26 protein-coding genes and 1 riboswitch are annotated in these 25,228 nt (G+C 64.1%); of the genes, 12 read left to right on the top strand and 14 right to left on the bottom strand.

All coding sequences use genetic code 11. From position 1 onward, the window contains the following. Window positions 1–14: 14 nt before the first annotated feature. The 4 genes from NO357_RS16695 to cobS all read right to left on the bottom strand — a co-directional run bounded on the left by NO357_RS16695 (window position 15) and on the right by cobS (window position 5,315). Window positions 15–1,820 carry an aminopeptidase P family protein gene (locus NO357_RS16695; RefSeq protein ID WP_306736845.1) on the bottom strand — a complete coding sequence of 602 codons (1,806 nt, stop codon included), beginning with the start codon at window positions 1,818–1,820 and terminating at the stop codon, window positions 15–17. A gap of 291 nt (window positions 1,821–2,111) precedes the next feature. Then, entirely contained in the window at window positions 2,112–3,986 is a 1,875-nt protein-coding gene (gene cobT, locus NO357_RS16690) for a cobaltochelatase subunit CobT (protein WP_306736844.1), read from the bottom strand. Window positions 3,987–3,991: 5 nt separating this feature from the next. Beyond that, window positions 3,992–4,321, bottom strand: coding sequence for a hypothetical protein (locus NO357_RS16685; RefSeq protein ID WP_306736843.1), 330 nt, complete (start codon window positions 4,319–4,321; stop codon window positions 3,992–3,994). A 7-nt stretch (window positions 4,322–4,328) separates the two neighbouring features. Then, complete coding sequence (gene cobS / locus NO357_RS16680) at window positions 4,329–5,315, bottom strand: cobaltochelatase subunit CobS (protein WP_306736842.1); 987 nt, start codon at window positions 5,313–5,315, stop codon at window positions 4,329–4,331. 208 nt (window positions 5,316–5,523) lie between these two features. Here cobS and NO357_RS16675 point away from each other — a divergent pair, with 208 nt between their 5' ends. Together NO357_RS16675 and msrB are read left to right on the top strand one after the other, a co-directional pair. Then, a complete protein-coding gene (locus NO357_RS16675) occupies window positions 5,524–6,294 on the top strand; it encodes an ion channel (RefSeq protein ID WP_306736841.1) in 771 nt (256 codons plus the stop codon). Between the two features lie 107 nt (window positions 6,295–6,401). Further along, complete coding sequence (msrB, locus tag NO357_RS16670; protein ID WP_306736840.1) at window positions 6,402–6,872, top strand: peptide-methionine (R)-S-oxide reductase MsrB; 471 nt, start codon at window positions 6,402–6,404, stop codon at window positions 6,870–6,872. A gap of 462 nt (window positions 6,873–7,334) precedes the next feature. Here the strand turns inward: msrB and NO357_RS16665 are convergent, their stop codons facing one another. Next, complete coding sequence (locus NO357_RS16665; protein WP_306736839.1) at window positions 7,335–7,961, bottom strand: J domain-containing protein; 627 nt, start codon at window positions 7,959–7,961, stop codon at window positions 7,335–7,337. Between the two features lie 87 nt (window positions 7,962–8,048). Between NO357_RS16665 and NO357_RS16660 the strand changes: the two genes are divergently transcribed. Next, complete coding sequence (locus NO357_RS16660; RefSeq protein WP_306736838.1) at window positions 8,049–8,303, top strand: BolA family protein; 255 nt, start codon at window positions 8,049–8,051, stop codon at window positions 8,301–8,303. A 6-nt stretch (window positions 8,304–8,309) separates the two neighbouring features. Here NO357_RS16660 and NO357_RS16655 read toward each other — a convergent pair whose 3' ends face one another. The 3 genes from NO357_RS16655 to NO357_RS16645 form a co-directional block, all read right to left on the bottom strand. Continuing rightward, window positions 8,310–8,759 carry a DUF4177 domain-containing protein gene (locus NO357_RS16655; protein ID WP_306736837.1) on the bottom strand — a complete coding sequence of 150 codons (450 nt, stop codon included), beginning with the start codon at window positions 8,757–8,759 and terminating at the stop codon, window positions 8,310–8,312. A 295-nt stretch (window positions 8,760–9,054) separates the two neighbouring features. Continuing rightward, a complete protein-coding gene (locus tag NO357_RS16650; RefSeq protein ID WP_306736836.1) occupies window positions 9,055–9,528 on the bottom strand; it encodes a thioesterase family protein in 474 nt (157 codons plus the stop codon). Window positions 9,529–9,536: 8 nt separating this feature from the next. After that, window positions 9,537–9,950 carry a CopD family protein gene (locus NO357_RS16645; protein WP_306736835.1) on the bottom strand — a complete coding sequence of 138 codons (414 nt, stop codon included), beginning with the start codon at window positions 9,948–9,950 and terminating at the stop codon, window positions 9,537–9,539. A gap of 156 nt (window positions 9,951–10,106) precedes the next feature. On the opposite strand from NO357_RS16645, the gene NO357_RS16640 reads away from it, so the two are divergent. Both NO357_RS16640 and NO357_RS16635 read left to right on the top strand, forming a co-directional pair. After that, window positions 10,107–10,631 (top strand): hypothetical protein, encoded by a 525-nt coding sequence (locus tag NO357_RS16640; protein WP_306736834.1) that lies wholly within the window; start codon window positions 10,107–10,109, stop codon window positions 10,629–10,631. A gap of 346 nt (window positions 10,632–10,977) precedes the next feature. Then, complete coding sequence (locus NO357_RS16635) at window positions 10,978–11,625, top strand: GIN domain-containing protein (protein WP_306736909.1); 648 nt, start codon at window positions 10,978–10,980, stop codon at window positions 11,623–11,625. A gap of 44 nt (window positions 11,626–11,669) precedes the next feature. On the opposite strand, the gene gatB is transcribed toward NO357_RS16635, so the two are convergent. Together gatB and NO357_RS16625 are read right to left on the bottom strand one after the other, a co-directional pair. Then, the gene (gatB, locus tag NO357_RS16630; protein ID WP_306736833.1) at window positions 11,670–13,184 is read right to left on the bottom strand and encodes an Asp-tRNA(Asn)/Glu-tRNA(Gln) amidotransferase subunit GatB; all 1,515 of its coding nucleotides are present in this window, start codon (window positions 13,182–13,184) and stop codon (window positions 11,670–11,672) included. Between the two features lie 74 nt (window positions 13,185–13,258). Beyond that, window positions 13,259–14,506 carry a hypothetical protein gene (locus NO357_RS16625; protein ID WP_306736832.1) on the bottom strand — a complete coding sequence of 416 codons (1,248 nt, stop codon included), beginning with the start codon at window positions 14,504–14,506 and terminating at the stop codon, window positions 13,259–13,261. 234 nt (window positions 14,507–14,740) lie between these two features. Here NO357_RS16625 and NO357_RS16620 point away from each other — a divergent pair, with 234 nt between their 5' ends. Beyond that, on the top strand, window positions 14,741–14,920 hold the full coding sequence (locus NO357_RS16620; RefSeq protein WP_306736831.1) for a hypothetical protein: 180 nt from the start codon (window positions 14,741–14,743) through the stop codon (window positions 14,918–14,920). Window positions 14,921–14,974: 54 nt separating this feature from the next. Here NO357_RS16620 and NO357_RS16615 read toward each other — a convergent pair whose 3' ends face one another. After that, a complete protein-coding gene (locus NO357_RS16615) occupies window positions 14,975–16,291 on the bottom strand; it encodes a hypothetical protein (protein WP_306736830.1) in 1,317 nt (438 codons plus the stop codon). Between the two features lie 262 nt (window positions 16,292–16,553). Here NO357_RS16615 and NO357_RS16610 point away from each other — a divergent pair, with 262 nt between their 5' ends. Further along, window positions 16,554–17,387: a transglycosylase SLT domain-containing protein gene (locus NO357_RS16610; RefSeq protein ID WP_376744396.1), complete on the top strand. Its 834-nt coding sequence runs from the start codon at window positions 16,554–16,556 to the stop codon at window positions 17,385–17,387. Window positions 17,388–17,474: 87 nt separating this feature from the next. Further along, entirely contained in the window at window positions 17,475–18,809 is a 1,335-nt protein-coding gene (gene gltX / locus NO357_RS16605; protein ID WP_306736829.1) for a glutamate--tRNA ligase, read from the top strand. Window positions 18,810–18,859: 50 nt separating this feature from the next. Here gltX and NO357_RS16600 read toward each other — a convergent pair whose 3' ends face one another. Further along, a complete protein-coding gene (locus NO357_RS16600) occupies window positions 18,860–19,630 on the bottom strand; it encodes a hypothetical protein (protein ID WP_306736828.1) in 771 nt (256 codons plus the stop codon). 249 nt (window positions 19,631–19,879) lie between these two features. Between NO357_RS16600 and NO357_RS16595 the strand changes: the two genes are divergently transcribed. Continuing rightward, a complete protein-coding gene (locus NO357_RS16595; protein WP_306736907.1) occupies window positions 19,880–21,274 on the top strand; it encodes an MATE family efflux transporter in 1,395 nt (464 codons plus the stop codon). Window positions 21,275–21,376: 102 nt separating this feature from the next. On the opposite strand, the gene NO357_RS16590 is transcribed toward NO357_RS16595, so the two are convergent. Both NO357_RS16590 and NO357_RS16585 read right to left on the bottom strand, forming a co-directional pair. Beyond that, on the bottom strand, window positions 21,377–21,994 hold the full coding sequence (locus NO357_RS16590; RefSeq protein ID WP_306736827.1) for a DUF2202 domain-containing protein: 618 nt from the start codon (window positions 21,992–21,994) through the stop codon (window positions 21,377–21,379). 197 nt (window positions 21,995–22,191) lie between these two features. After that, window positions 22,192–22,776, bottom strand: a complete 585-nt coding sequence (locus tag NO357_RS16585) for a gamma-glutamylcyclotransferase (RefSeq protein WP_306736826.1) — start codon at window positions 22,774–22,776, stop codon at window positions 22,192–22,194. A 98-nt stretch (window positions 22,777–22,874) separates the two neighbouring features. Here NO357_RS16585 and NO357_RS16580 point away from each other — a divergent pair, with 98 nt between their 5' ends. The 3 genes from NO357_RS16580 (at window position 22,875) to gcvH (ending at window position 25,227) form a co-directional block, all read left to right on the top strand. Beyond that, on the top strand, window positions 22,875–23,360 hold the full coding sequence (locus tag NO357_RS16580) for an RrF2 family transcriptional regulator (RefSeq protein WP_306736825.1): 486 nt from the start codon (window positions 22,875–22,877) through the stop codon (window positions 23,358–23,360). Window positions 23,361–23,474: 114 nt separating this feature from the next. After that, window positions 23,475–23,562, top strand: a riboswitch (glycine riboswitch). A 165-nt stretch (window positions 23,563–23,727) separates the two neighbouring features. Then, window positions 23,728–24,846, top strand: coding sequence for a glycine cleavage system aminomethyltransferase GcvT (gene gcvT, locus NO357_RS16575; RefSeq protein WP_306736824.1), 1,119 nt, complete (start codon window positions 23,728–23,730; stop codon window positions 24,844–24,846). Window positions 24,847–24,867: 21 nt separating this feature from the next. Then, entirely contained in the window at window positions 24,868–25,227 is a 360-nt protein-coding gene (gene gcvH, locus NO357_RS16570; RefSeq protein WP_306736823.1) for a glycine cleavage system protein GcvH, read from the top strand. Window position 25,228 lies beyond the last annotated feature (1 nt).

Raw genomic sequence — 25,228 nt, 5'->3', positions numbered from 1 at the left:
GTCGCGCAAACATGTCAGAGGGGCTGCGTGGCTTGCTCCAACCATAGCCGAGCGGATTCGGAAACCCGAGGGCTGATTTTGTCGCGGCAGGCCGCGTGATAGCGATTGAGCCAGTCAATCTCGCCCGCGTCCATCATCGCCGGCAGGATCAGACGGCGGTCGATGGGCACCCAGGTGAGGGTCTGGAAATCAAACATCTCACGGTCTGGATCGGCGCCGTCGAGGGACGCGGCTTCCTGCACCACGATCAGGTTTTCGATGCGGATACCGAAGGCGCCTTCGCGGTAGTAGCCGGGCTCGTTCGACAGGATCATGCCGGGTTTCAGTTCGACATGGGAAATCCGCGAAAGCCTCTGCGGGCCCTCGTGGACACAAAGATAAACGCCGACGCCATGGCCAGTGCCGTGGTTGAAATCCTGGCCGGCGAGCCAGAGGTGGTAGCGTGCCAGAGGGTCGAGATCGCGGCCGGCCAGCCCCTTTGGGAAGCGGGCGCGGGAAATCGCGATCATGCCTTTCAGCACGCGCGTGAAGGCGCGGCGCTCCTCGTCGCCGGGCGGGCCCACGGGCAGCGTGCGGGTGATGTCGGTGGTGCCATCGATATATTGCCCGCCACTGTCCACCACGATCAGCTGGCCCTGTTCCAGCCGGCTGTTCGATTGCTCGGTCACCCGGTAGTGCATCACGGCGCCGTTGGGTCCGGTGCCGGCGATGGTTTCGAAAGAGATGTCGAGCAAGGCGTTGGTGGCGCGGCGGTAGCCTTCGAGCGCGGTCACGACGTCGATTTCGGTCAGGGACCCGACGGGCTGCGCATCGAACCAGGTGAGGAATTCGACCATCGCGGTGGCGTCGCGCAGATGCGCCTCGGTTGTGGCGGTGATCTCGGCCCGGGTCTTGCAGGCCTTGGGAATGAGGCAGGGGTCTTCGCCGAGGCTGATGGGTTTGTTTTCTTCCTGCAGGGCGTGCAACACGGCGACTGGCGCGGTCTTGGGGTCGAGCCGGGCAGAGCCGGTGAGCGAATGCAGGGCCGGCAGAAATGCCGATGGCGGGCGGATCGTCACCTCGGGCCCAAGATGGGCCCTAAGGGAATCGTCGACCTTGGCCTGGTCAGTAAAGAACGCGACATGGCCGTCATTGCGCAGGATGGCAAATCCGTGCGGCACCGGATTGCGGGGTATGTCGGTGCCCCGGATGTTGAGCAGCCAGGCGATGGAATCGGGCAGGGTGATGACCGCGACCGAAACGCCGGAGTCGCGCAGAGTCTCAGCCAAACGGGCGCGCTTGGCCCCGTGGGGTTCGCCGGCCAGTTCGGCGGGATAGGGGGTGATACGGCCCTGCGGTGGCGCGGGTTGATCGGACCAGATGCGATCGACCAGGTTTTCGACGGGTTTGAGCGTGATGCCCTTGGGCGCGCAGGCTTTTTCCAGGGCCTCGATCTCGTCGGGCGTGTGCAGCCACGCATCATAGCCGACGGTGCCGCCCTGCGGCAGGTGCTGGATCAGCCAGTCTTTGAGCTTCGTCTCGGGCCAGTTCACGGGGGTGAAATGCTCGAGATCGACCTGGCGTTTGACCTGTGTGCGATAGCGCCCATCGACGAAAACCCCAGCGATATCGCGCAGCACGGCGCAGAAACCGGCCGAGCCGGTGAAGCCGGAGAGCCAGACCAGCCGCTCATCATGCGGGGCGACGTACTCGCCCTGGTGGGCATCAGCTCGGGGCACGAGGAAACCAGATAGATGGTCACGGGCCATCTCGGTCCTGAGCGCGGCCAGCCGCGGCGGACCCTGGTCAGGGCGAGCGGTATCCTGGAACGTCTGAAACATCGGGCCTCCCTTGCCGTTTCGCGGTATTGAGCCGGGAATGCCGGGCTGGTGCAAGGGCGAATACCACCATGCGGGGACAATAGGCGCCGACGCGGATCATGGCAGACCGCTCGCTGTCGTCGGTTTACATCGGCACTGGATTAAAGTCCGTCCGCCGGCGGTCCAAAGGGGTTTTCGGTGTCGTGTGATGGAGAGCGGCGTGACAGCGGGATCATTCTGGGCGGACCGCGCCTCGAAGGTTGTCGCACGCGTCTGCGTCAGATCGGCTGGGCGCCTTCACAACTTTCTGGCTCAGCTCGCCTTCCTGATGCCGAGGAAGCGGGCGCGGGCGCGCGGATCGTGGTCGAAGAGCGCGGCAAGCTGTTCGGTCATGGCACCGGCGAGCTGTTCGACATCGGTGATGGTTACCGCACGATCATAATAGCGCGTCACGTCATGGCCGATACCGATCGCCAGAAGCTCGACCCATTTCTTCTTCTCGATCATCGCGATCACGTCGCGCAGGTGTTTCTCCAGATAGTTGGCGGGGTTCACCGACAGGGTCGAATCGTCCACCGGGGCGCCGTCGGAGATCACCATCAGGATCTTGCGGGCCTCGGGCCGCATCGCCATGCGGCGATGCGCCCATTCCAGCGCCTCGCCGTCGATGTTTTCCTTCAGCAGCCCTTCCTTCATCATCAGGCCGAGGTTCTCCCGGGCCCGGCGCCAGGGGGCGTCGGCGCGCTTGTAGATGATGTGTCGCAGATCGTTCAGGCGCCCGGGTTGCTGCGGCCGGCCCGTGCCCAGCCATTTCTCGCGACTCTGGCCGCCTTTCCAGGCGCGGGTGGTGAAGCCGAGGATCTCGACCTTGACGTCGCAACGTTCCAGCGTCCGCGCCAGCACGTCGGCGCAGATCGCGGCGATCGAGATCGGCCGGCCACGCATCGAACCGGAATTGTCGAGCAGCAGGGTCACCACGGTATCGCGGAACTCGGTATCCTTCTCGATCTTGAAGCTGAGCGGTGTGGTCGGGTTGGCGACGACGCGGGCCAGCCGGCCGGCGTCGAGGATACCTTCCTCGAGGTCGAACAGCCAGGAGCGGTTCTGTTGCGCCTGCAACCGGCGCTGGAGCTTGTTGGCGAGCCGTCCGACCGCGCCCTTCAGTGGTTCGAGCTGTTGGTCGAGATAGGCGCGCAGCCGTTCCAGTTCGGCCGGTTCGGCCAGATCCTCGGCGGCGATTTCCTCGTCGAACTCGGTCTCGTAGGCGCGATAGTCGGGATCAGCGTCGGAAAGCGGCGCGGGCGGCGGTGGCTCGAGCGGCGCCTCGCCGTCGGGCATGTCGGCCTCTTCGCCCATCTCTTCGTCGGCCATCTCGTCCATCGAGACCTGGGCCTCGGCGGCGTCCTGTTGTTCGTCCTGGGTCTGCTCCGGGTCGGCTTCGCCGGTCTGGTCCTGCGACTGTTCTTCGCCGCCCTCTTCGTCCTGCTGGTCCTCTTCGGACTGATCGTCCTCGGAGTCGTCCTCGTGGTCTGGCGCGTCGGGATCGTCACCCAACTGGTCGCCATAGCCGAGGTCCTCGATCACCTGGCGGGTGAAGCGGGCAAAATCGGCCTGGTCGGCGAGTTTCGCCTTGAGTCCGTCCAGCGTGCCGCCGGCCTGTTCCTCGATAAACCCCTGCCAGAGATCGACAATGTTCTGCGCCCCGGGGGGCAGGTCACGACCGGTGGCGAGCTGTCGAATGAGGTAACCGGCGGCATTGGCCAGCGGCGCCTCGGCCCGGTCGGTGATCTGGTCGAAGCCGGCGCGGGCGGCGTCATTGGAAATCTTGACGTCGATATTGCTGGCGGTGCCGGGCATGTCGCGGGCGCCCATCGCCTCGCAGCGGGCGGTTTCCATCGCTTCGAAAATATCGCGTGCCATGTCGCCCGCGGGGGCATAGCGGGCATGGGTGGCGTTGTCGTGATACTTGTGCCGCAGCGCCAGCGCGTCGGCCGTGCCGCGGGCCAGCAGCACCTCGTCACGCGTCATCCGGCGGCTGACCTGCGGCAGGCGCATGGCGTCGCCACTGAGCCCCGACGGATCGACCGTGTAGGACACCGATAGCTCGGGATCGTCGGCCATCACCTTGGTGGCCTCGGCCAGCGCCTTTTTAAACGGATCGGCGGGGTTTTCGGTAGGCTTTTTCATTCCGCTCACCAATCATTCCCGTCGAATGCCGAGGATACCATCCCTATGGCATAGTCGTGCAGATCAAATTTCTTAACCCGCGGTCCGTTGTCAATCTGGCCTACCTGATCGCGAAACCCGAGTACGGGTTTGAAGGGCTTTTCGGACAAACGGATTCGGCCCTGATCGAATATCATGGCCAAACAAAAAACCGCCGTCTCGATGAACGGCTCTGCCTTCTTCTCTGACATACCGTTTTCGACAAGCGCTTTCTTCAAATCGAGTGCATAGGTTTCTAAGAATGCCATGCAGAGATGCTCATAGTCGGGCTTGGTATCTGTTTTCCAATCTACCATGCGCCACTCACCCCAAACTCACGCTGGCGGCGCTTTCGGGCAGTTCCTCGTCGAAGCAGCGCTGGTAGAATTCGGCCACGGTCTGGCGTTCCAGCTCGTCGCATTTGTTCAAGAAAGTCACCCGGAAGGCATAGCCGACATCGCGGAAAATCTCGGTGTTCCAGGCCCAGTTGATCACCGTCCGCGGCGACATCACGGTCGACAGATCGCCGTTCATGAAGGCGGTGCGCGTGAGGTCGGCGACGGTGACCATCTGGGCGACGGTCTGGCGGCCCTTCTCGGTGTTGAAATGCGGTGCCTTGCCAAGCACGATCATCGTCTCGGCATCGTGGCTGAGATAATTGAGCGTGGCCACGAGCGACCAGCGGTCCATCTGCGCCTGGTTGATCTGCTGCACCCCGTGATAGAGCCCGGTGGTGTCGCCTAGGCCCACCGTGTTGGCGGTGGCGAAGAGGCGGAAATACCTGTTCGGCGTGATCACCTCGTTCTGGTCCAGCAGCGTCAGCTTGCCGTCATGCTCCAGCACCCGCTGGATCACGAACATCACGTCGGCGCGGCCGGCGTCGTATTCGTCGAACACGATGGCCGTCGGGTTCCTGAGCGCCCAGGGCAGGATGCCCTCGTGGAACTCGGTCACCTGCTTGCCGTCCTTGAGCTTGATCGCGTCCTTGCCGATGAGGTCGATCCGGGAAATATGGCTGTCCAGGTTGACCCGCACGCAGGGCCAGTTAAGGCGGCTCGCCACCTGTTCGATATGGGTCGATTTGCCGGTGCCGTGATAGCCCTGAATCATCACCCGGCGGTTGTGGGCGAAGCCGGCGAGGATCGCCAGCGTGGTGTCCGGGTCGAACTTGTAGGTGGTGTCGAGATCGGGCACACGCTCGCTGCGGTCGGCAAAACCCTTTACTTTCATGTCGCTGTCGATGCCAAAGACATCGCGGACCGAGATGTCCTCGGTCGGTTTCGCTGCTGGGTCGATCATGCCGTCCGCCATGTTCCGTCGTTCCTCGTCGGTCGCGTCATCAAAAAACTGCGCCCGTGGTGCAACAATTCCGGGCCAAGGGCAAGGGGCGGGCCGAAATGACGCGGGGGCGGGACCCGACCGGGCGCCGGACGGGTCGTCGCGGCCCATGTCTGCGGACTGGAAACTTTCTCCGAAGTCAGGTCTTATCCACCGACCAGGGCGTGTGCAGGGAAACGACATGGCGCAAAGGTTGGACCGTTTGCGGGAGCTCTACGAAGGCCACAGCGCCGCGGCGCACAGGTTCCGCTATGGGCTTCTGGTTTTCGACATGGTCACCATCCTGTTCGTGATCGTGACTTCGTTTTTCGAGCACACAAGGGCGGTCGAACTGGCTGATCTGGCGTTCGGGGTGCTGATCCTTGCCGATTTCGTGTTGCGTTTCCTGATCGACCGGAAAAAGAAGAGCTTTTTCCTGCGACCGGTGATCTGGGCCGACATGGTGGCGATGGTCAGTTTCATCGCCCCGATCGCCGGTGAGGGGTTCGGTTTCCTGCGGATCCTGCGCACCCTCAGACTGTTTCATACCTATCAATTGGCCTCGCGGCTGAGGCAGGATTTCAGCTATTTTCGGCGGCACGAAGACGTCATTCTCGCGACCGTCAACCTGACGGTTTTTCTGTTCGTGATGACCGGGCTGATTTATGCCACGCAATATGGGGTAAACCCGGAAATCCGCAACTATGCTGACGCGCTTTACTTTACCGTGACAACGTTGACCACCACCGGGTTCGGCGACATCACCCTGCACGGTACTGGCGGGCGGCTTTTGGCGGTGGTGGTGATGATCGTGGGCATCACGCTGTTCCTACGGCTCGCCACGGCGCTGTTCCGGCCGCCCAAGGTACGCCACAGCTGCCAGACTTGCGGGCTGAGCCTGCACGACCCCGACGCGGTCCACTGCAAACACTGCGGCGCCACGCTTAAGATCGAGACCGAGGGAGTGCTCTGAGACCCTTGCCGCTCGCGCCGGCTCACGTTCGCGCGATTTTGACCGTCGCCCTGTTGTCAGGTTGCGTTGGCGTGTTGACAGTGCGGCCAAGTGAGGGAGATGTGTCCATGAACAGACGGTTTCTGGTTGGCAGCGCGTTGGCGGGATCTGCATTGACGATAATGGGCCTGAGCCCGCAGCGGGCGCGGGCCTTCGAGGTGACGCGGACCGACGCCGAGTGGCGTGCGATGCTGACGCCGCTTGAATACAAGGTGATGCGACGGGAAGGTACCGAACGCGCCTTCACCTCGCCGCTCGACAAGACCTATGCGGCGGGCACCTATCACTGCCGCGGGTGCGAGCTGCCGCTCTATTCCTCGAAGCACAAGTTCGACAGCGGCACCGGTTGGCCGAGCTTCTGGCAGGCGCTGCCCGAGGCCATCGGCACCAAGCCCGACCGCACCATCTGGGGCGTCCATACCGAATGCCATTGTCGCCGCTGCGGCTCGCATCTGGGCCATATTTTCGACGATGGACCGAAACCCACCGGCAAACGGCATTGCATCAACGGCGTAAGCCTCGTGTTCCGGCCCGCGTGAGAACATCGACGAAAATACTGAAGAAATCCGAAGGCCACCGTGCGGTGAGGGGTACGTGTCGCAGAGCCACCCGTGTCGGTCTTGGTGGCGGCCGCCCGGGTCGACGCTCCGTGTGACGACCGCAGCAGAACATCCACGTTGGTTTCGGGCAGAAACGGACCGGCATATTCCATTGGTTTAGGACGTTGAGCCTAAGTTTATAGAATTATTCCGGCCGGCGGGCGATGCTGGAAAGGTCATTGTCCTGACCCTTTAGGCCGTGACCCATTGGCGGCAGGATGCCGGGCTGATCCAACGGCTGTCCCCCAAACAGCCTGACCGGGTGTCCTGTCGCCATCCCATTACCCGGCACAGATCAACAGGAAGCACCGGCTTGCGCGGCGGTAGACCCGCGCGTTTTCAGAGCATGCTGCTCGGGAGGCGCCGGGCGCACCACGGCGCCGTAGGATGGTGGTGCCAACCCTACTTGAAGTTGCGGCTGTCCTTGATCTGGTCCCAGGCCCAGACGACCTCTTGCAGCTGCTCTTCCTGGCTGCGATCACCGCCGTTCATGTCCGGGTGCAGCACCTTGATCAGCGCCTTGTAGGCCTTGCGCACCTCGACCTTGGTGGCGGTGTCCGCCACTTCCAGGATCTCGACGGCGCGGCGCTCGGTCGGGGGCAGGCGGCGGGAACCGGTGCGGGTTTTGCCGGGGTTCTGCGTGGCGTTGCCGCCCAGCACCTGGTGCGGATCCTCGATTCCGAGCCGCGCCCAGGCGCGTGCCTCGGGGTCATTCATTGGCTTTGTTTCACGCTCCCAGACCTTGTCCTTCGACATCTGGGCGTTGAGTTCGGCCTCGGTGGTGCCGTCGAAGAAATTCCATTTCAAGTTATATTCGCGGACATGGTCCTTGCAGAACCAGAAGAAATCGTCGAGTACGTCCGGAGCTTTGGGCGCTCGGTACTGGCCGGGCTCGGTGCAGCCGTCCTTCTCGCAGACGCGCGTCGAGGTTTCCGAGGCGCCGGACATACCGCGGCGGCCGCGCGGGTTCTTTTTCTTGGCCGTCGAAACGGACATATCGAAACCGAATGGATCGGGTTTGGATGGCATTTTCTGACACCTTTGCGACGCGCTTTTAGACTCGGACCCGGGAGTTTAGCCTAAATGGCGGAAACCGGAAGAGGGGAAAGGGAAAAAATGGGGAAGGATTCGGAGATCCGCAAGGCCCTCGAGGCTGCGTTTTCGGTGCAGTCGCTTGAAATCGTGAATGAATCGCACCGTCATGCCGGCCATGCCGGCGATGACGGTTCAGGCGAGAGCCATTTCGCGGTGCGCCTGCGTGCGCCGGAACTTGCCGCGATGAGCCGGGTTGAGCGGCACCGGGCGGTGCACCGGGCTCTGGGGCCGGATCTGGTGGCCTCGATCCACGCCCTGGCCCTCGACCTCGGCTGAGCCGGGTCAGTCGCGACGGCTGGTTTCGAAAGCCGTGGCTTCTTCCGGCTCGGGCGCGGGTTCGCCTTCTGACCAGGCGCGGGTTTCGTCTCCGGCGGCCGCCTCGGCCTCGGATGGCGTATCGGTGTCGGGTGCGGGGCGGTCGGCCGTATCGCTGGGCGCCGGGTCGTCATCGGGTGTGACCGACTCTGTCACCGCGAGGTTAACCGCGGCTTCGGGGTGCGCGCGGGGGCGGCGGAAGACCAGCAGGTCGCGGTAGACGGTCTGGGCCGAGGCGAGCCCGTGGCGCTCCTCGGAGGCGAGTGTTTCGGCCCGCAGGAATTCCCACCCGGCGCCGGCCATGTCGTTCATAAGCGTCTGAATTGCATAGGCAAACCGCGCCTCGGCGCTTCTCACGCCTTTGCTCTTGAGCCCTTTTCTCGGGGCGGGGACGACCTTGTATTCGTACTGCGTCATGCTGGCAGACCCATCAATTGCGACCGCGGTGTCATAGCAAGGCCCGGCGGTTAAGGAAAGCAAAGGTTAAACCGGCGGCCCGGCGGGTTAACGTGCCATGATCCGCGAAACCCGGCGGTATGGCGCCCTAGCTGGCAGGCTGGCTGGCACCCTGTCTGGCGCGCGGACGCGTAACGGTTTGGTCAGAGGTGGGTTAACCCGGCGCACGGCGGACGGGCGCGGTGATCCGGTCCTCGGCGGCAAGGCGCGTTTTCAGGTGTCTGCCCGCAGTCGGCGCGGTGAGGTGGCCGCCAACCTACGTGCGCCGGATGCCGATCGGGTGGCCGACATGCTGCGGGCGGGGGAGTTGGCTGTGCTCGGCGAAGAGCGCCTCGAACTTGGCGTGGATGTCGGCGGGCATTGGCACGACTTTCGGCCCGGACTGGTCGACATGCAGGCCGAGGCCTTCGCCGGTGGCGGAAATCCAGCCGTCGTCGTGGATGAGCTCCTGGTAGAAGTGGAAGCTCTTGGGGCTCCAGTCGAGCAGTTGGTAGGAGACACGCACGCGGTCGCCGGCATGCAGTTCGCGCACGTAACGCATGTGGTACTCGGCGGAATAGGTGGTACAGCCGGTGCGCTCGCGATAGTCGGGGCCGAAACCCAGCCGGTCCCAGAGCTGGTCGACGCCGCGATCCATCAGCACGTTGTAGAAGGCCATGTTGAGATGGCCGTTGTAGTCGAGCCACTGGGTCTCGACCTGCATCGGTTCGGACAGGAAAGGTTTTGCCATGGGTTGCCTCAGAACGGTTTGACGACCACCGCCCAGAGGATGGCAATGGCGGCGATGACCGAGACCTCGTTGAAGATGCGCAGGAACAAGTCGGATTCGCGGAACTCGCCGCGTTTGGCGCGGATCACGAGGACGCCGGTCCAGATGTAGTGGACGGCCAGCAGCGCGACGAGTCCGAGCTTGACCAGCGTCCAGGGTGCAAAGCTCCAGATCGACCAGGCCAGCCACAGGCCGGTGATGACGCCGATCACGGCGAGCATGGCGGAGAAGCGGTAGAGCCGGATGGTGAGATCGCCCAGCGGGCCGAACTCCGCCACACGGGCATATTCGCGCTTCCAGTAGATCAGGGCGCGGGGCACGGCGAAAACGCTGGTCATCCAGCCCATGACGCAGAGGATGTGAATGATCTTCAGCCAGTCCATGGCCGCATGAATGACCCAAGCCCGGGCCGCACGCAAGAGCCGGTGCCGAGGCCGGCGCGAGACCGGCGGATTTTTCGATTCATTTAAGCAATTTTTCACGCCTCGAGTCGCAAGCTGGGGATGGAACGAATGACGACCTCAGAAGGAGTGACGGAGATGCAGGCCTTGATTCTGAACGATGACCGCAGAGCGCAGGCGGCGACGGCGATGGCGCTGTTCAAGCGCAATTTCCAGGTGGTGACGGCCGAGGATGTCGACACCGCGTCGGCCTATGCCGATCTGGGGGTATTCGACCTGGTGGTGATGGCCGAACGGGTCGGGGATCGGTTGAGCCACGCGGTGGCGCTGTCGGCCGAGCTGCGCAACCCGGACGTGACCACGATGGTGGTGACGCCGCGGGCGGATGCGGACGTGGACGAACTCTATGATCTTTTACCGTCGCTCTATTGCCTGCTGGGCGAGGACCTGTCGCCGGAGCTGATGGCGAAGATGGCGGTGGCCGGCGTGGTGGGCAGCCTCGCGGTGGCCGACCGCGGGCGGTCGGGCGTCGATCTCGCGGGTCGGGACGCGGCGGCAGGGGCCGGTGCCGGTCCGGATCGGGCGGTTGATCGGACGGGAGCGATGACTTCGGCAAAGGTCGCCGGGTCGGACGCCGACAACCGCGTGGTTGTCGCCGCCTGAGCGGCGGTGTCGGCGCGGCCGCGTATCATGTTGCGGCCGGCGCGGTCCGGCGGGAGGCCGGCACGGCGCTCGCGCTGGCGCACATCGCCCCGCCCGCCGTCCCGCAGGGTGCGTCACCGCCTTGGGATTGGCCGTGCCGAAAGTCCGGGTCACCATTGATTTGCGTCATGTAGCGTCACGACCGGGCATGGTAAATTAGGGTTTTGGAAGGAGGCGAGACATGAGACGGACATCAATCCTCGGTCCGACGCGATATTTCGGAGAAACCTCTGACATTTCGGATGGTTGGGCGGCAGTCCGCCGGATTGTTGCGGTTTCGGTCCTGGCGGTCTTGCTGCCGTTGGCAGTGTTTGCCGAGACCCGAACTTATGACCTTAACGGGTTCAACGCGGTCTCCGCGGCCGAGGGCATTCAGGTCTTTGTCGACGTCGGAGAGGCGTTTTCTGTGGTCGCGGAAAGCGACGATGTCGCCCAGCTGGACCGTCTGGACCTGAGCGTGAAGCAGAGGGTCCTGGTCGTTCAGATGGAGAGCAAGCTGTTCACGCTGCGGCGCAAAAAAGGCTGGAAAATCACGGTTCGAATATCCATGCCCGAGATGATCACGGCCAATTCGTCATCGGGAGCAAGTCTGACGGTTGATGACATGGAAGGTTCGGCCCTCGAACTTGTCGCATCAAGCGGTTCGAAGCTGCAGGTTGCCAGGCTTTCGGGAGATCGGCTTGTCGTTACATCTTCCAGCGGCTCGTCGATCGAAGGCGATGCCGGGTCCTGTGAAACGCTCAAAGCGGTGGCATCCAGCGGGGCAAAGATAGATCTCGAGGGCGTCGAATGCGGTAAGGCCGAAGCGATCGTGAGCAGTGGCGCCCGGGCCGTCGTCTTCGCTGACGATGCGATTGAAGCCAACGCGTCGAGCGGTGGAACGGTTGTCGTGCACGGTGCGCACACGAGTATCGACATCAACGCGACCAGCGGTGGCGACGTGGTTTTTCCTTAGATCCTTAGAAGGCCAGCCGGGTCGATAGAGCGCAGTTACCCGGCTCACAATCCGAGTTTCTGCTGCACCAGCTGGTTGACCGCCTTGGGATTTGCCTTGCCGCCGGTGGCCTTCATCACCTGGCCGACGAACCAGCCGGCGAGCTTGGGGTTGACCTTGGCTTTTTCCACCTGGGCGGGATTGTCGGCGATGATCTGGTCGAGCGCGGCTTCGATCGCGCCGGTGTCGGTGACCTGTTTCAGGCCTTCGGTCTCGACGATCTCTTTTGGATCGCGGCCCGATGTATAGGCGATTTCAAAGACGTCCTTGGCAATCTTGCCAGAGATCGTGTCAGCCTTAATGAGTCCGATGATGCCGCCGAGCTGGGCGGGTGAAAGCGGGCTTGAGGAGATTTCTTTCTCGTCCGTCTTGAGACGGCCGAAGAGCTCGTTGATGACCCAGTTGGCGGCGAGTTTGCCGTCGTCACAGGCGGCGACCACGTCTTCGAAATACCCAGCCGAGTCGGTATCGGCGGTGAGCACCGAGGCGTCATATTCGGTCAGGCCGTAATCCCCCATGAAGCGGGCCTTCTTCTCGTCGGGCAGTTCGGGGAGGTTGGCGGCGATGTCATCGACCCAGGCCTGTTCGATCTCCAAAGGCAGCAGGTCGGGGCAGGGGAAGTAGCGGTAATCATGCGCCTCTTCCTTCGAGCGCATCGAGCGGGTCTCGTTCTTGTCCGGGTCGTAGAGGCGGGTTTCCTGCTCAACCGTTCCGCCGTTCTCGACGATCTTGATCTGGCGGCGCGCCTCATACTCGATCGCGGCCTGGATGAAGCGCATCGAGTTCATGTTCTTGATCTCGCAGCGGGTGCCGAGATGCGAGAAATCCTGGGTCTCCATGTATTTTTCATACTGGCCGGGGCGGCAGATCGAGACATTGACGTCGGCCCGCAGGTTGCCGTTCTGCATGTTGCCGTCGCAGGTGCCGAGGTAGCGCAGGATCTGGCGCAGCTTGGTGACATAGGCCGCCGCCTCTTCCGGGCCGCGGATGTCGGGGCGCGAGACGATTTCCATCAGCGCGACGCCGGTGCGGTTGAGATCGACGAAGGACATGTTGGGGTCCATGTCGTGGATCGATTTGCCGGCATCCTGTTCGAGGTGGATGCGCTCGATGCGGACCTTGCGGGCCACACCCGGCCCCATGTCGACCAGGATTTCGCCTTCGCCGACGATCGGCTCGTAAAGCTGGGAAATCTGGTAGCCCTGCGGCAGGTCGGGATAGAAATAATTCTTGCGGTCGAAGGCGGACTTGAGGTGAATCTGCGCCTTCAACCCCAGACCGGTGCGCACCGCCTGTTCGACGCAAAACTCGTTGATCACCGGCAGCATGCCGGGCATCGCGGCATCGACGAAGGCGACGTTCGAATTGGGCTCGGCGCCGAATTGGGTCGAGGCGCCGGAGAACAGCTTGGAGTTCGAGCTGACCTGGGCGTGCACCTCCATCCCGATCACCAGTTCCCAGTCGTGCTTGGCTCCGGAAATGACCTTGGGCTTGGGCGGTTCATAGGTGAGATCGAGCATCTGTCAGGCCTCTTCGCTGTGACGAGACGCCTTCTAGGACAGGGGCGGGTTCGGGGCAAGGGGCGGGGACGGTTTCACCGAGCCGCAGCGTCGATTTCAGCGCCATTTTCGCCGAAACGGATGGTGGCACCGGCCTGGAGCTCGTCGGAGAAGGCCTGGGCCACATACCACAAGGTTTCGTCCTCGCCGCCCCAGACGGCCGGAAGGCCGATATGCAGGTAGTCGGAGACCACCATGCGGAAGCCTTCGCCCAGTCGCGCCCGCAGCGCGGTGACGGCGCGGGCGGTGTCATCGTTGTCAGGGGCGATTGGCCGGGTCTTCCACGCTCGGTGGAGCTGCCAGGCGACGCGGTTGACGAGATGCTGTGACGGCGTGCGCTCGAGCAGGTCGCGCAGGCCGTCGAGGAAGAGATCGGCGTCGCAACGGGCGAGCACCTCGGCGTCGGCCTCTTCCATCGTGCCGAGATAGAGCAGGGGATAGGCGGCGCGGCCCAAGGTGTCTTCGGACCCGGCCACCGCCCGCAGTGCGGCGTGGTCGAGTGCAGCGGCGTCGGCGCCGAACCAGCGCGGCAGCAACTGGAAGCCGTGCAGCAGGTAAGGGTTGATCGATTGCGGATCGAGATCGGCCCAGTCGGCGAACCAATCCTCGATCAGCGTGCCGGCCTGCGGATGGCAGGCGAACAGGTGGTATTGCGCCAACGCCAGCGCCGGGGAATAGCGTTCGATGGCATCGAAGGGGGCCAGCACCTCGGCGGCGCGGGTGAAATGGCCGATGAAGCGTTGTTCGTCGATTGGAGAGATGTCGACGGCGTAGCCTTCGCCCCGCCAGTGCCAGCCGAGCCCGATATGGGCCATGGCAACCGTCGCCGCCATCAGGTGGTTGTCGGGGTGGTCGTCGAGCCCATCCTCGAAGGCGTCGATCAGGTCTGAGCGGACAACGACCGCGCCGGGGTCGGGGGTGGCCACCTCGCGGATGGTCAGCAGGGCCTCGGTGACGAGGCTTGACCGGCCGGGGGTCTGGCGGCGCGCGCCTTCCCAGGCTTCGAGGCGGGCCAACAGGGTGTCCCAGTCGTGCCGGTCGACCAGATCGCGGATCTCGTCCAGGCGCCGTTTGCGGTCCTGCGCCTCGGTGTCTTCGGCCAGCGGCAGCAGCAACTGCGCGCGCAGCTGGTCGGCATCCGGTTCGTAGTTCGTATCGGTGACGATCAGGCGGATGGTGCGATAGATCACGACCGGTAGCACGATCAGGTTGCGCGCCAGGCGCGCCAGGTATCGGGTGATGGCGACAAGGGTCCAGGCGGTTTGGCGGGCGGCTGTCAGCATGGTCCGGTCCGGGATTCGGTTTTCGTCGTGAAGACCATGCCCGCAGGATGTGGCGACATTCGGGCCGGGATCGGGCGTTTTTCTCTATGGTGGAGCGGCGACGGGTGGGCGCTCGCCCTGATTGCGAAGCATGGGGGTTTCGGCAGCCGGATGCGGCCACGGGGCAGGAATTCCAGACTGTCCCACCCGCGCCGCAAATGGTGAAATGGGGACATTGTCTGGAAGGATAAGCCCATGAAATTTCATCACAAGGTCATTGCGACAGCTTTGGGGTTCAGCTTGATCGTGGCCGGGGCGCGGGTGCTGGCCGGGGGACCGGACATCATGGAAGACTTGACCGACCCGGGATTCTGGGTGGCGTTGGGTGAACACCTGGTCGGCGCGCAGGTGCACGGCTGGTGCCGATGCTCATAAGTTGTCGCGGTTCAAACTGGTTTTCATTTCGATAGTTGATTCAGGTTGCGCCATTCACATCGGGGTGTAGAAGCGCAGCCCGTGGGGCGAGAAGGCAATGGTCGTGCCGCGCATGATCTCCTCGGCGAAGTGGCGGGCGATGGCGTGGCGAGCGGTGACCAGCCCGCGCCGCATCAGCGTCTTGCGCATCGGCAGCGGCGCGCGGGCATCGGGCCCCATCGCTGCCTGCGCCCAGACTAGCGGGTGCAGCTCGTAGAGGTATTCGGACAGGATCCAGTCGAGAGTTGCGTGCACGTGGCGGCGGATATCGCGTTGGATGTCGGGGGCGCCTTCGGGTAACCGGTCGGGGGACATCGAGATCGCCGCATAGGCCGCCAACAGGTTGGCGAAATGCTGGCCCGGGCGGTTGGCGAGGATGTCGCGCATGCCGTCGAGGAAAAAATCGGTGTCGACGATCCGAGCGGCGCTGGGATCGACGGTGAGCGCGTCCATGAACACCCAGGCATAGGCGCCGTTGCCCCAGGTCGACTGGGTCGCGGCGGCAATGCGGCGGGCCTCGAGTTCGAGCTGGTCATAGGCGCCGTGCCAGCGCGGCAGCAGGTGCACGCCGAGGGCGCGCATCGGCCGCGGGTTGCCGGGATCGAGGGTGATGAGCTGTTCGTATCGGTCGGCGAGCTTGACCGCCGGCAGCGGCCGGCCGGCCAGCAGGGTACAGCGAGCCGCAGCGAGCAGCGGGGCGTCGGGAATGACCGAGTCATACGCGCCGAGGATCTCGGCCGCCCGATGGAAATGGGCCTCGAAGAGACGCAGGTTGCGCTCGGGGATCTCGTGCGGCCAGTCGCCGCCGCGCCAGACCCAGCCGATATCGGCATGGGTCAGCGCCACGATCACCGCCAGTGGGTATTCGTCGGGGTATTCGCTGAGCATCTCTTCGAAGGCCTCGATGCCGTCGAGCACCGGGCTGGCGCCGTCGAAGATCGCGTCTTCCATATAGTGCACCACGTCGGCGCGGGCGCCGTAGCACAGCAATTCGGCGTGACTCATGGCGCAAGGGGTGGCGTCGCGGTTGCGGTCGACCTCGCGGATCAGCCGGGCAAGCTCGTCCCAGCGGTCCTGGCGGGCGAGGAACTGGCCGTAATCCTGCACGGCGGCGCGTGAGGTTTCCTCGTCGCTTTCGCTTGCGCAGGGCAGGATGAGCTGGCGTTCGAGCCGTTCCTGGAGTTGCTTGTCGAGCTTGTCGCCGGCGCTGAGCGCATCGCCCAGCTTCTGGCTGGGATCGCGGGTGCGGCGGCCGGGAAGGCGCTCCTGCAGACGGCCCGGCACGGATTTCAGCGCGCGCGTCAGGCTGTCGGGCAGGGGCAGGGATTTCATACGGGTCTCCGGGATACCGTCTACGGAGCGTGACTCTGCCGTTCCATTCGGGCCAAAAAGCGGCGCGGCGATGGGATTTTCCGGGAAATCCTTGTGCAGTCCTGAGGCAGCGCTGGTTTCGCTCTGCCCGGGGCCTTTGTCCGGGGCACGCCGACGCGCGGCGCGGGAGCGGCGTTTGAACGAAAACAAGAGGTTAATGCAGGCTCTGAGCCGCCTGCGTTAAAATATTGCAATTGCGTGGAAAATCGGTCTTGATGGGGCGATGATCTGGGGGATCGACATGCTGCGGGCCAGCCTGACGGCGGCCTGGGTGGCGCTGTTGCTGCCAGCGCCCGTCTTGGCCGAGGCCGTAGACGGGCACGACGTGTTGCGCACCGAAACCAAACCCGGGACACAGGGGCAAGGTGCCGCCCTGGCCACGGCCGGCCGGATGCTGGCGGCGGAACCGGAGGCCCGCGCGGTGCTGCGGCCGCGCCAGCGTCGGGACGCGGTGCCGCAGACCCGCTGGATGCACCGGCCCGAGGCGACGCTCTGGACCCGGGCGGCGCTGTCGGCGATGAAGGATCACGGGACGCCGCTGGTCGAGATGGTGCCGGGCGACATCGGGTATTGGTGCCCGGCCTACCGGCAGGCCGGGCCGGATCAGCGTGGCGCGTTCTGGGTGGGGTTCCTGTCGGCGCTGGCCAAGCATGAAAGCACCTATCGCCCGGACGCGGTGGGCGGCGGCGGGTTGTGGTACGGGCTCATGCAGATCCTGCCCTCGACGGCGCGCCTCTATGGTTGCCGGGCGCGCTCGGGCGCGGCACTCAAGGACGGGGCGGCAAACCTGAGCTGCGCCATCCGGATCATGGCGCGCACGGTGCCGCGTGACGGGGTGATCCACGCCCATTCGACGAGGTTCAAGCGCCGCTGGCGCGGCGTGTCGGCGGACTGGGGGCCGATGCGGTCGGTAAGGAAACGCGACGACATCGCGGTCTGGCTGCGGCAGCAGAGCTATTGCCGGCCGCTGGAAAGTCTGCGACCGCGCCTGCGGCCGGCGGGATTCAGCGCCGTACCCGCGAGCAAGGCGCCAGGCCGCGGCGGGGTGCCGGGCTGACGCGGGTCGGGCGGCCAACTCCGCGGCGTTTCTGGACATCCGGTGCGGCTTGTGAGAAAGGGCGCGCAAGACCCAATGGAGGCAGTCATGGTCACCACACGTTTTGCCCCGTCGCCCACCGGTTACATCCATGTTGGCAACCTGCGCACCGCCTTGATGAACTTCCTGATCGCCCGCAAGGCCGGCGGGCAGTTCATCCTGCGCATCGACGACACCGACCCTGAACGGTCGCAGGAGAAATTTGTTGACGCGATCAAGGAGGACCTCGACTGGCTGGGGCTGCACTGGGACCGGGTCGAGCGGCAGTCGGCACGGCTGGATCGCTACGAGGCCGCGGCGGAAAAGCTGCGCGGCATGGGACGGTTCTATGAGTGTTTCGAGACCCCGACCGAGCTGGATCTGAAACGCAAGAAGCAGCTCAACATGGGTAAGCCGCCGGTCTACGACCGCGCCGCGCTGGCGCTGTCGGACGAGGAGAAAGACCGGTTGCGCCAGGAGCGCGGCGGCTATTGGCGGTTCAAGCTAGCTCACAAACGGATCGAGTGGCAGGACGGCATTGCCGGGCCGACCTCGATCGACGCGGCCAGCGTGTCGGACCCGGTGCTGATCCGGGCGGATGGACAGGTGCTTTATACTTTAGCGAGCGTGGTCGATGACACCGAGATGGGGGTGACACATGTTGTCCGCGGCGCCGACCATGTGACCAACACCGCGACGCAGATCCAGATCATCGAGGCGCTGGGCGGCAAGGTGCCGGAATTTGCCCATCACAGCCTGCTGACCGGGCCGCAGGGCGAGGCGCTGAGCAAACGTCTGGGCACGCTGGCGTTGCGCGACCTGCGGGCGCGGGGGGTGGAGCCGATGGCGCTGCTCAGCCTGATGGCGCGGCTGGGGTCGAGCGACCCGGTGGAGTTGCAGACCGATATGGGGGCGCTGATCGACGGCTTCGACATTTCCCGGTTCGGCACCGCGCCGACGAAATTCGACGAGGGCGACCTGTTCCCGTTGACCGCCAAGGTGCTGCATACATCCGGTCTGGACGAGGTGGCCGAGGACGTGGCGGCGGCGGGCGTTCCCGGCGACCTGGCCGCACCGTTCTGGGCGGCGATCCGCGAGAACGTGGAGACGCGGGCCGACATTGCGACCTGGTGGGCGCTCTGTCGGGATGGAGCGGAGCCGGTGATCGACAAGGAGGATTCCGAGTTCGTGGCGCAGGCGCTGGAGATGCTGCCCGACCGGCCGTTCGATGGCACCACCTGGGGGCAATGGACGGCGGCGGTAAAGGAGGCCACGGGGCGCAAGGGCCGGGGCCTGTTCATGCCGCTTCGGAAGGCGCTGACGGGGATGGATCACGGACCGGACATGGGCGCGTTTCTGCCGCTGATGCAGGTGATCCGGGCACAGGGCCGACAAGCCAACTGATCGAGAACACTGGAAAGCGCAGGGTGATGAACTCCGCGCTTTCCGAGCTTTTACGGCAGGAAGACCTGGCGAACCCGGATCGGTGAATCAACGATGCCGACCATTTTTTCGTTCCCATCGAAAATATCGGCAAGCTCGGCAATATCGCTGGTCAGGTTCATCGTTCCGGACAGCGGCTTGCCCAGCCCCGTGCTCATTACCACGTCCATCAACTGATCATATTCAAAGATCCGCGAGACGGTGGGGTCGGCATTGGAGAACATTCGCGTCTTGGCGTTCTGCCAGACCGGACGGCCCGACGTGAAGGTCAGTGTCATTTCGAGTTTGGTGCCGTCTCCCAGGGCCACGGACCAGTTTTCGCTCCTGTCACGCCCGGCATTGGACGGACCCGAAGTTGAAGACATACGCGAAATATCGGCGACCGATGCGTTCCTGTACGGGTCGTAATCCGGGTTTGTCGTATACAGTCGGAGAATGTACAGGCGCACACTGTCTCCCTGTTTGGCCAACCCAAGAAATGCAAGGCCACGGTGGGTGAACAGATCAAGTGGCTTACCCTCGGCATCGCGCCCGAGCACGCGGTCTTCAAAGATCATGAGAAGATTGGCACCTTTCAACGCGCCGTTGGGAAACGACACTGAGGTCCACCCTTCCGGAAGCCGTGACTGCACGTCTTCTGCATCAACCTCGAAACCGACTAGCACACGGCTGTCGATATTGGAGCCCTCCAGTGTTTGCGCGGCAAGACCGGTGGCAATCGCGGCGAGGGCGAAAAACCCGGTCACCAAGCCGGTCAGTATTTTTTGTTGAACGCGTTTCATGACATTTCCTCCCGAATAGACATTCTCCGCCTAACCCCCCAAGAACCCTGATCCGGTTGCCGTTATCGTTAAACCGCCCGCCGGTTAGACTGTAGAAAAATTCTAAGCCTCGCGGCTGCGGCCTGTCGTTGACATGGCGCAAGGCGCGGTTTTTCGGTGCCGCGCCACGCGGAAGTGACTTGCCTTTCGGGTTCCGAGCCGCCTTGCTGGCCAGAACAGGCGGGGCGATGGCGGAACACCGGCGGGGCGATCGTGAACGAAAAGGCCAAGTTTCTCGAAGGGTCGCTGATGCGGCATATCGCGGTGATGGCGCTCACATCGTCGGTGGGGCTGATGGCCGTGTTCCTTGTCGATCTCGTCGACATGGTGTTCATCTCGTGGCTGGGCCGCGACGAACTGGCGGCGGCCGTGGGTTATTCCGGGGCAATCCTGTTCTTCACCACCTCGTTCGGGATCGGCATGGCAATCGCGGCCGGTGCCCGGGTGGCGCGGGCGGTCGGGGAGGGCGATATCGCGCTGGCGCGGCAGCGGGCCGCGACCTCGCTGATCTATGCTTTCGGGCTGGGAGCGGTCTTCGCGGCCGTAGTCTGGTGGCAGATCCCGGCGCTGGTGGCGCTTCTCGGGGCGAGTGGGACGACATTGGCGCTGGCCCAGGGCTATCTGTCGATCATCGTGCCGAGCCTGCCCTTCCTGATGTTGGGCATGGTGGGCGGCGCGATCCTGCGGGCCTATGGCGATGCGCGCCGGTCGATGATGGCCACGCTTTACGGCGGGGTGGTGAACGCAGTGCTCGACCCGATCCTGATTTTCGGGCTGGCTCTCGACCTGAAGGGGGCGGCGCTGGCGACGGTGGCGGCGCGGCTGACGATCGCGGCGACGGCGCTGATTCCGGTGTTCCGCCATCATGGCGGGCTGGAACGGCCGACGGCGCGGGCCTTCACGGTGGATTTCGGCGGCCTGGCGGCGATTGCCGGGCCGGCGGTGTTGACCCAACTCGCCACGCCGATGGGGCAAGCTTATGTCACCCGCGCCATGGCCGCCTTTGGCGAGGATGCGGTGGCGGGGCTGGCGATTATCAGCCGGCTGCTGCCGGTGGCCTTCGCCGTGATCTTCGCGCTCAGCGGCGCGATCGGGCCGATCATTGGCCAGAACTACGGCGCCCGAAAGATGGGCCGGGTGCGGCGGGCCTTCCGCGACGGGGTGTTGTTTGCCGGCGCGGTGGTGCTGGCGGTTGCGGCGCTGTTGTTCCTGCTGCGCGCCCCGATTGCCGACCTGTTCGGCGCGGAAGGCGAGGCGCGACGGCTGGTTTACCTGTTCTGCGGGCCGATTGCGCTTTTGTATTTCTTCAACGGCGTGATCTTCGTGGCCAATGCCGCCTTCAACAACCTGGGCCGTCCGTTCCTGTCGACCTGGGTGAACTGGGGGCGACATACGCTGGGCACGGTACCCTTCGTGATGGCGGGCGCCGCTTTGGTCGGGGCGCCGGGGGTACTGATCGGGCAAGCCGTGGGCGGCATCGTGTTCGGGGCGCTGGCGTGGCTGCTTGCACGGCGGATCATGGCCCGCGAGCGCGGTCGCGCCGCGCCGGGTGACGACTATGCGCGGCAGGGACGGTTGCTGGCGCTGTTCAGTTTCAAGCGGTAGGGGCTTGGCCGGATGACCGGTCAAGGCTTGAACGGGGGTCGGAGCGCCCGGGCCCGGCGCCGATGGACGGCGCCGGACTGTTCTCGTACGCGATTCGCGGGATCAGCCCAGAAGAGCTTCGAACGCGTCGAGGTGATAGACCGACCCTTCCAGCAGGTTTTCGTAAACGCTGGCCAGCTGGGTCCCTTCGACGTTGTCGATGGCGGCGGCGATGTCGATCATGTCTTTTTCCTCGATGATCACGCCGACCTCGAGCGCGGCGGTCAACGACTCGCTGCCCATTTCGATCAGTGAATCGTAGAGCTCTTGAAGTTCCTCGTTCTCGAAGCTGCCGGCCTCGGCGAAGACGAAGTCATCGACGTCGATCCCGAGTTTCTCGGCCTGCTTGATCAGCGCCTCGAAATGGCGGTCTTCCGACTCGGCGATGTTTTCGAAGATCGGCAGGCCGTAGAGATCATAGAAATACTCGTAGACATCGCCCGCGAGTTTCTCTTCCTCGATCATGTAGATCAGTTCGGCGATGGCTTCGTCGCTGTAGGTGACCGATGTGATTCTTGCGGTCGTGTCGGTCGTGTCCGTGGTGACGGTCACGATCTTGTCGGCCGTCTCGGTGTCGTCAGTGGAAGAGCCGAATCCGGTTTGCCTGTCCTGGATGCCGTACTGGCTGTATTGACCGTACTGATACAGGGCGCCGGCTTTGTTCATTACTGCCATAGTCATTGGATTACCTCTTTGATTCCTTTCGGCAATCGCGCGTTTCCTGATATCTCGACTTTCTAATGTGTTGGCTTGGCGGCTGAAAAGCTGATGATCCGTAACTGCGCCGGAATCCGCTTTTTGCTCGGCGGGAACAAGCCGAGGCAGGGTCGAGTCTTATCGTCGCAGGAGGAGAAACCGGCAGTCAGTGGCGAGGGGTATCAGACCGGGTGTTGGTCGATAATCCGCACCTTCAGGCGGCGGAGATGGGCATCGACAAAATCGCGTTCCTCGGCGGTCAGCTGCTGGTGGCGGGGATAGACCGGGGCGGCGCGGTCGTCCATGACCGGGGCGTCCCAGCCCGCGGTGGTGTCGAAGAAGCGCCGGGCCCCGGCTTCGCCGAACGCCCGCAGATAGCCCTGCACCACCACGTCGACATAGCTGAGCAGCACCGGGTGGGCTTCGTCGGGGCGGCCGTGGGCGTCGTTCGGGATGGCATAGATCGCCAGGGTCGGGCGGTGGTCGAGCGCGTGGTCCACATCGTCGCAGGCGCGTACCCTGGCATAGGCGTGTTCGCGCATGTCGAGCGCCGCCCAGTCGTCGCCCGGCACATGGGCGATCATGCCATCGATCACGCACTCCGGATCGCGCACCGCGGTGAGAAACGCCACCGGCCGCAGATTGGTGTGTCGCCAAGCCCGGCGCCATCCGCGGGCGCGGGCAGGATGGGCATCGGCGTAGTCGTGCGTAGCGAGGTTCACCAGCGAGCCGTAGCCGAAGAAATAGGCGTGTTGTGCGTCAGACATGCGGCCAATTTGCCCATGGATTGATCCATGTCAAACAGGTATGCGATTAAAACACGTATGACTCCTTCACCTTTTTCTCATCGACGGAGGCCGGCCGCGTGCGGATCACCAAGAGAACCAATATCGCCATTCGCGTCCTCATGTTCTGTGAGGTCAATCGTGGGCGATTGGTGACCAAGGCCGAGATCGCCGAGTGCTGCAACACGTCCGAGAACCACTTGGCGCAGGTGATCAACCAGCTGGGGCAGTTGGGCTATCTGCATACCCAGCGCGGCCGCAACGGCGGGCTGGAGCTGGGCCGGCCATCGCGTGACATCGTGATCGGTGACGTATTCCGGGCGCTGGAAAGCCATGTGCCGCTGACCGAGTGCTTTGCCGACGTCGACAATACCTGTCCGCTGATTGATGCCTGCCGGCTGCGACTGGCCATCCAGGATGCCGCCGAAGCGTTCTATGCCCATCTCGACGAGGTGACGCTCGATACGCTGGTTTGCGACAACGATCCGCTGAAGGCGATCATGGCTTCGGGCGGCTGCAGTGCGGCGCGGACGGGCAAGCGCGCGTCGGAAGCGCAAGCCGACTGAAATTTGCCCGCGTGCGTCGATGAGGGCACGCGCAAGTTCAACATGAAGCAAACGATAATTGTCGGGAACGCATCGCCCTTGCGGGACGGTGTGCGGTATACTAGTGTATGCGCGACCGCAGGATCGGGAGAACCGTGACCGCACGGTGCCGAAGGAGCAACCGCCCCGGAAACTCTCAGGCCAAAGGGACCGGCCCTGCGTATCGAGACTCTGGAGAGATCCCGGGCACGGCCGGGGCGCCGAAGGGATAACGATCTCAGGCGAAGGGACAGAGGGGGCATCGGGTTGCGCCGTCACGGGACGCAGGAAGGATGCCGGATGAATGACCACGACGAGACTGACCCGGCCCGGAAGGGAGCGATGAGCGATGTCTGAGCTGCGGCGGACCTGCCTGCACAATCTGCACCTTGAGCTGGGAGCCAAGATGGTGCCGTTTGCCGGTTACGAGATGCCGGTGCAGTACCCGATGGGCGTGCTGAAGGAGCATTTGCATACGCGGGCCGCGGCCGGGCTGTTCGACGTCAGCCACATGGGCCAGGTGATCGTCCGGGGCGACGGCGAGAACGGCGCCGCAGCGTTCGAGGCGCTGGTGCCGCAGAGCATTGCCGGGCTGGCCGAGGGGCGGCAGCGCTATGCATTCTTTACCGATACATCTGGTTGTATATTAGATGATCTTATGATTGCCAATCGCGGCGATCATCTGTTCGTGGTGGTCAATGCCGCCTGCAAAGACAACGACATTGCCCACATGCGGAAACATCTGACCGGCTGTACGGTCGAGGAAGTGACCGACCGGGCGCTGCTGGCGCTGCAGGGACCGCGGGCGGAAGAGGCGCTGGAGGCAATTGCACCGGCGGTGAAGGGCATGCGCTTCATGGACGTGATCGTGACCGACAGCGTGTTCGACGAGCTGTGGATATCGCGTTCGGGTTATACTGGCGAGGACGGGTTCGAGATCTCGGTGGCTGAGGGCCATGCCGAGAACTTGGCGCGGGTGCTGTTGTCGGAAGACGGTGTCGAGCCGATCGGACTGGGGGCGCGGGATTCGCTGAGGCTGGAGGCAGGGCTCTGCCTGTACGGCAGCGACATCGACACCACCACCAGCCCGGTCGAGGCAGCTCTGGAATGGGCGATCCAGAAGGTGCGGCGCCGGGGCGGCGACCGCGAGGGCGGTTTTCCCGGCGCGGCGCGCATTCTGGACGAGCTGGAAGCCGGTGCCGCGCGGCGCCGGGTCGGGCTGCGGCCCGAGGGCCGCGCGCCGATGCGGGCGGGTACCCAGCTTTTTGCTGCCGCCGAGGGCGGCGAAGCGATCGGCGAAGTGACCTCGGGCGCCTATGGCCCGACCATCGAGGCGCCGATGGCGATGGGCTATGTGCCCAGCGATCTTTCCGGAATCGGCACGGCCCTTTACGGTGAGGTCAGGGGCAAGCGCCTGCCCGTGGCGGTGGCCGAGCTGCCGTTCACGCCGGCGACTTTCAAACGGTGAACCAAGGGGGACCTTTGCCAAATGAAATATACCGAAGAACATGAATGGCTGCGGGAAGAGGACGGGCTGATCGTGGTGGGCATCACTGAACATGCCAGCGAACAGCTGGGCGACGTGGTGTTCGTGGAACTGCCCGAGGTCGGCGCCGAAGTCGCCAAGGACGATGAGATCTGCGTGATCGAAAGCGTCAAGGCGGCCAGTGACATCCTGGCGCCGCTCGACGGCGAAATCGTGGAAATCAACGACGCCATCGTCGACGATCCCGGCAAGGTTAACGAGGACCCGCTGGGTGATGCCTGGTTCTTCAAGATGAAGGCATCCGACCTGTCGCCCATGGACGATTACATGGACGAGGCCGGGTACAAGAAGTTCATCGGCTGAG

The sequence above is a fragment of the Marimonas arenosa genome (assembly GCF_030848945.1).
GTDB lineage: Bacteria > Pseudomonadota > Alphaproteobacteria > Rhodobacterales > Rhodobacteraceae > Marimonas > Marimonas arenosa.
The sequence above is the reverse complement of the archived record's forward strand: the minus strand, read 5'-3'. Positions and strand labels throughout refer to the sequence as shown.

Excerpts from the sequence above, each read along its gene's own strand:
- gltX (WP_306736829.1), top strand. The coding sequence starts at position 17,475 with ATGGTCACCACACGTTTTGCCCCGTCGCCCACCGGTTACATCCATGTT.
- NO357_RS16600 (WP_306736828.1), bottom strand. The coding sequence starts at position 19,630 with ATGAAACGCGTTCAACAAAAAATACTGACCGGCTTGGTGACCGGGTTT.
- NO357_RS16675 (WP_306736841.1), top strand. The coding sequence starts at position 5,524 with ATGGCGCAAAGGTTGGACCGTTTGCGGGAGCTCTACGAAGGCCACAGC.
- NO357_RS16655 (WP_306736837.1), bottom strand. The coding sequence starts at position 8,759 with ATGACGCAGTACGAATACAAGGTCGTCCCCGCCCCGAGAAAAGGGCTC.
- NO357_RS16590 (WP_306736827.1), bottom strand. The coding sequence starts at position 21,994 with ATGACTATGGCAGTAATGAACAAAGCCGGCGCCCTGTATCAGTACGGT.
- cobS (WP_306736842.1), bottom strand. The coding sequence starts at position 5,315 with ATGGCGGACGGCATGATCGACCCAGCAGCGAAACCGACCGAGGACATC.
- msrB (WP_306736840.1), top strand. The coding sequence starts at position 6,402 with ATGAACAGACGGTTTCTGGTTGGCAGCGCGTTGGCGGGATCTGCATTG.
- NO357_RS16640 (WP_306736834.1), top strand. The coding sequence starts at position 10,107 with ATGCAGGCCTTGATTCTGAACGATGACCGCAGAGCGCAGGCGGCGACG.
- gcvT (WP_306736824.1), top strand. The coding sequence starts at position 23,728 with ATGTCTGAGCTGCGGCGGACCTGCCTGCACAATCTGCACCTTGAGCTG.
- NO357_RS16625 (WP_306736832.1), bottom strand. The coding sequence starts at position 14,506 with ATGCTGACAGCCGCCCGCCAAACCGCCTGGACCCTTGTCGCCATCACC.
- gcvH (WP_306736823.1), top strand. The coding sequence starts at position 24,868 with ATGAAATATACCGAAGAACATGAATGGCTGCGGGAAGAGGACGGGCTG.
- gatB (WP_306736833.1), bottom strand. The coding sequence starts at position 13,184 with ATGCTCGATCTCACCTATGAACCGCCCAAGCCCAAGGTCATTTCCGGA.
- NO357_RS16660 (WP_306736838.1), top strand. The coding sequence starts at position 8,049 with ATGGGGAAGGATTCGGAGATCCGCAAGGCCCTCGAGGCTGCGTTTTCG.
- NO357_RS16620 (WP_306736831.1), top strand. The coding sequence starts at position 14,741 with ATGAAATTTCATCACAAGGTCATTGCGACAGCTTTGGGGTTCAGCTTG.
- NO357_RS16645 (WP_306736835.1), bottom strand. The coding sequence starts at position 9,950 with ATGGACTGGCTGAAGATCATTCACATCCTCTGCGTCATGGGCTGGATG.
- NO357_RS16615 (WP_306736830.1), bottom strand. The coding sequence starts at position 16,291 with ATGAAATCCCTGCCCCTGCCCGACAGCCTGACGCGCGCGCTGAAATCC.
- NO357_RS16610 (WP_376744396.1), top strand. The coding sequence starts at position 16,554 with ATGATCTGGGGGATCGACATGCTGCGGGCCAGCCTGACGGCGGCCTGG.
- NO357_RS16665 (WP_306736839.1), bottom strand. The coding sequence starts at position 7,961 with ATGCCATCCAAACCCGATCCATTCGGTTTCGATATGTCCGTTTCGACG.
- NO357_RS16650 (WP_306736836.1), bottom strand. The coding sequence starts at position 9,528 with ATGGCAAAACCTTTCCTGTCCGAACCGATGCAGGTCGAGACCCAGTGG.
- NO357_RS16685 (WP_306736843.1), bottom strand. The coding sequence starts at position 4,321 with ATGGTAGATTGGAAAACAGATACCAAGCCCGACTATGAGCATCTCTGC.
- cobT (WP_306736844.1), bottom strand. The coding sequence starts at position 3,986 with ATGAAAAAGCCTACCGAAAACCCCGCCGATCCGTTTAAAAAGGCGCTG.
- NO357_RS16585 (WP_306736826.1), bottom strand. The coding sequence starts at position 22,776 with ATGTCTGACGCACAACACGCCTATTTCTTCGGCTACGGCTCGCTGGTG.
- NO357_RS16695 (WP_306736845.1), bottom strand. The coding sequence starts at position 1,820 with ATGTTTCAGACGTTCCAGGATACCGCTCGCCCTGACCAGGGTCCGCCG.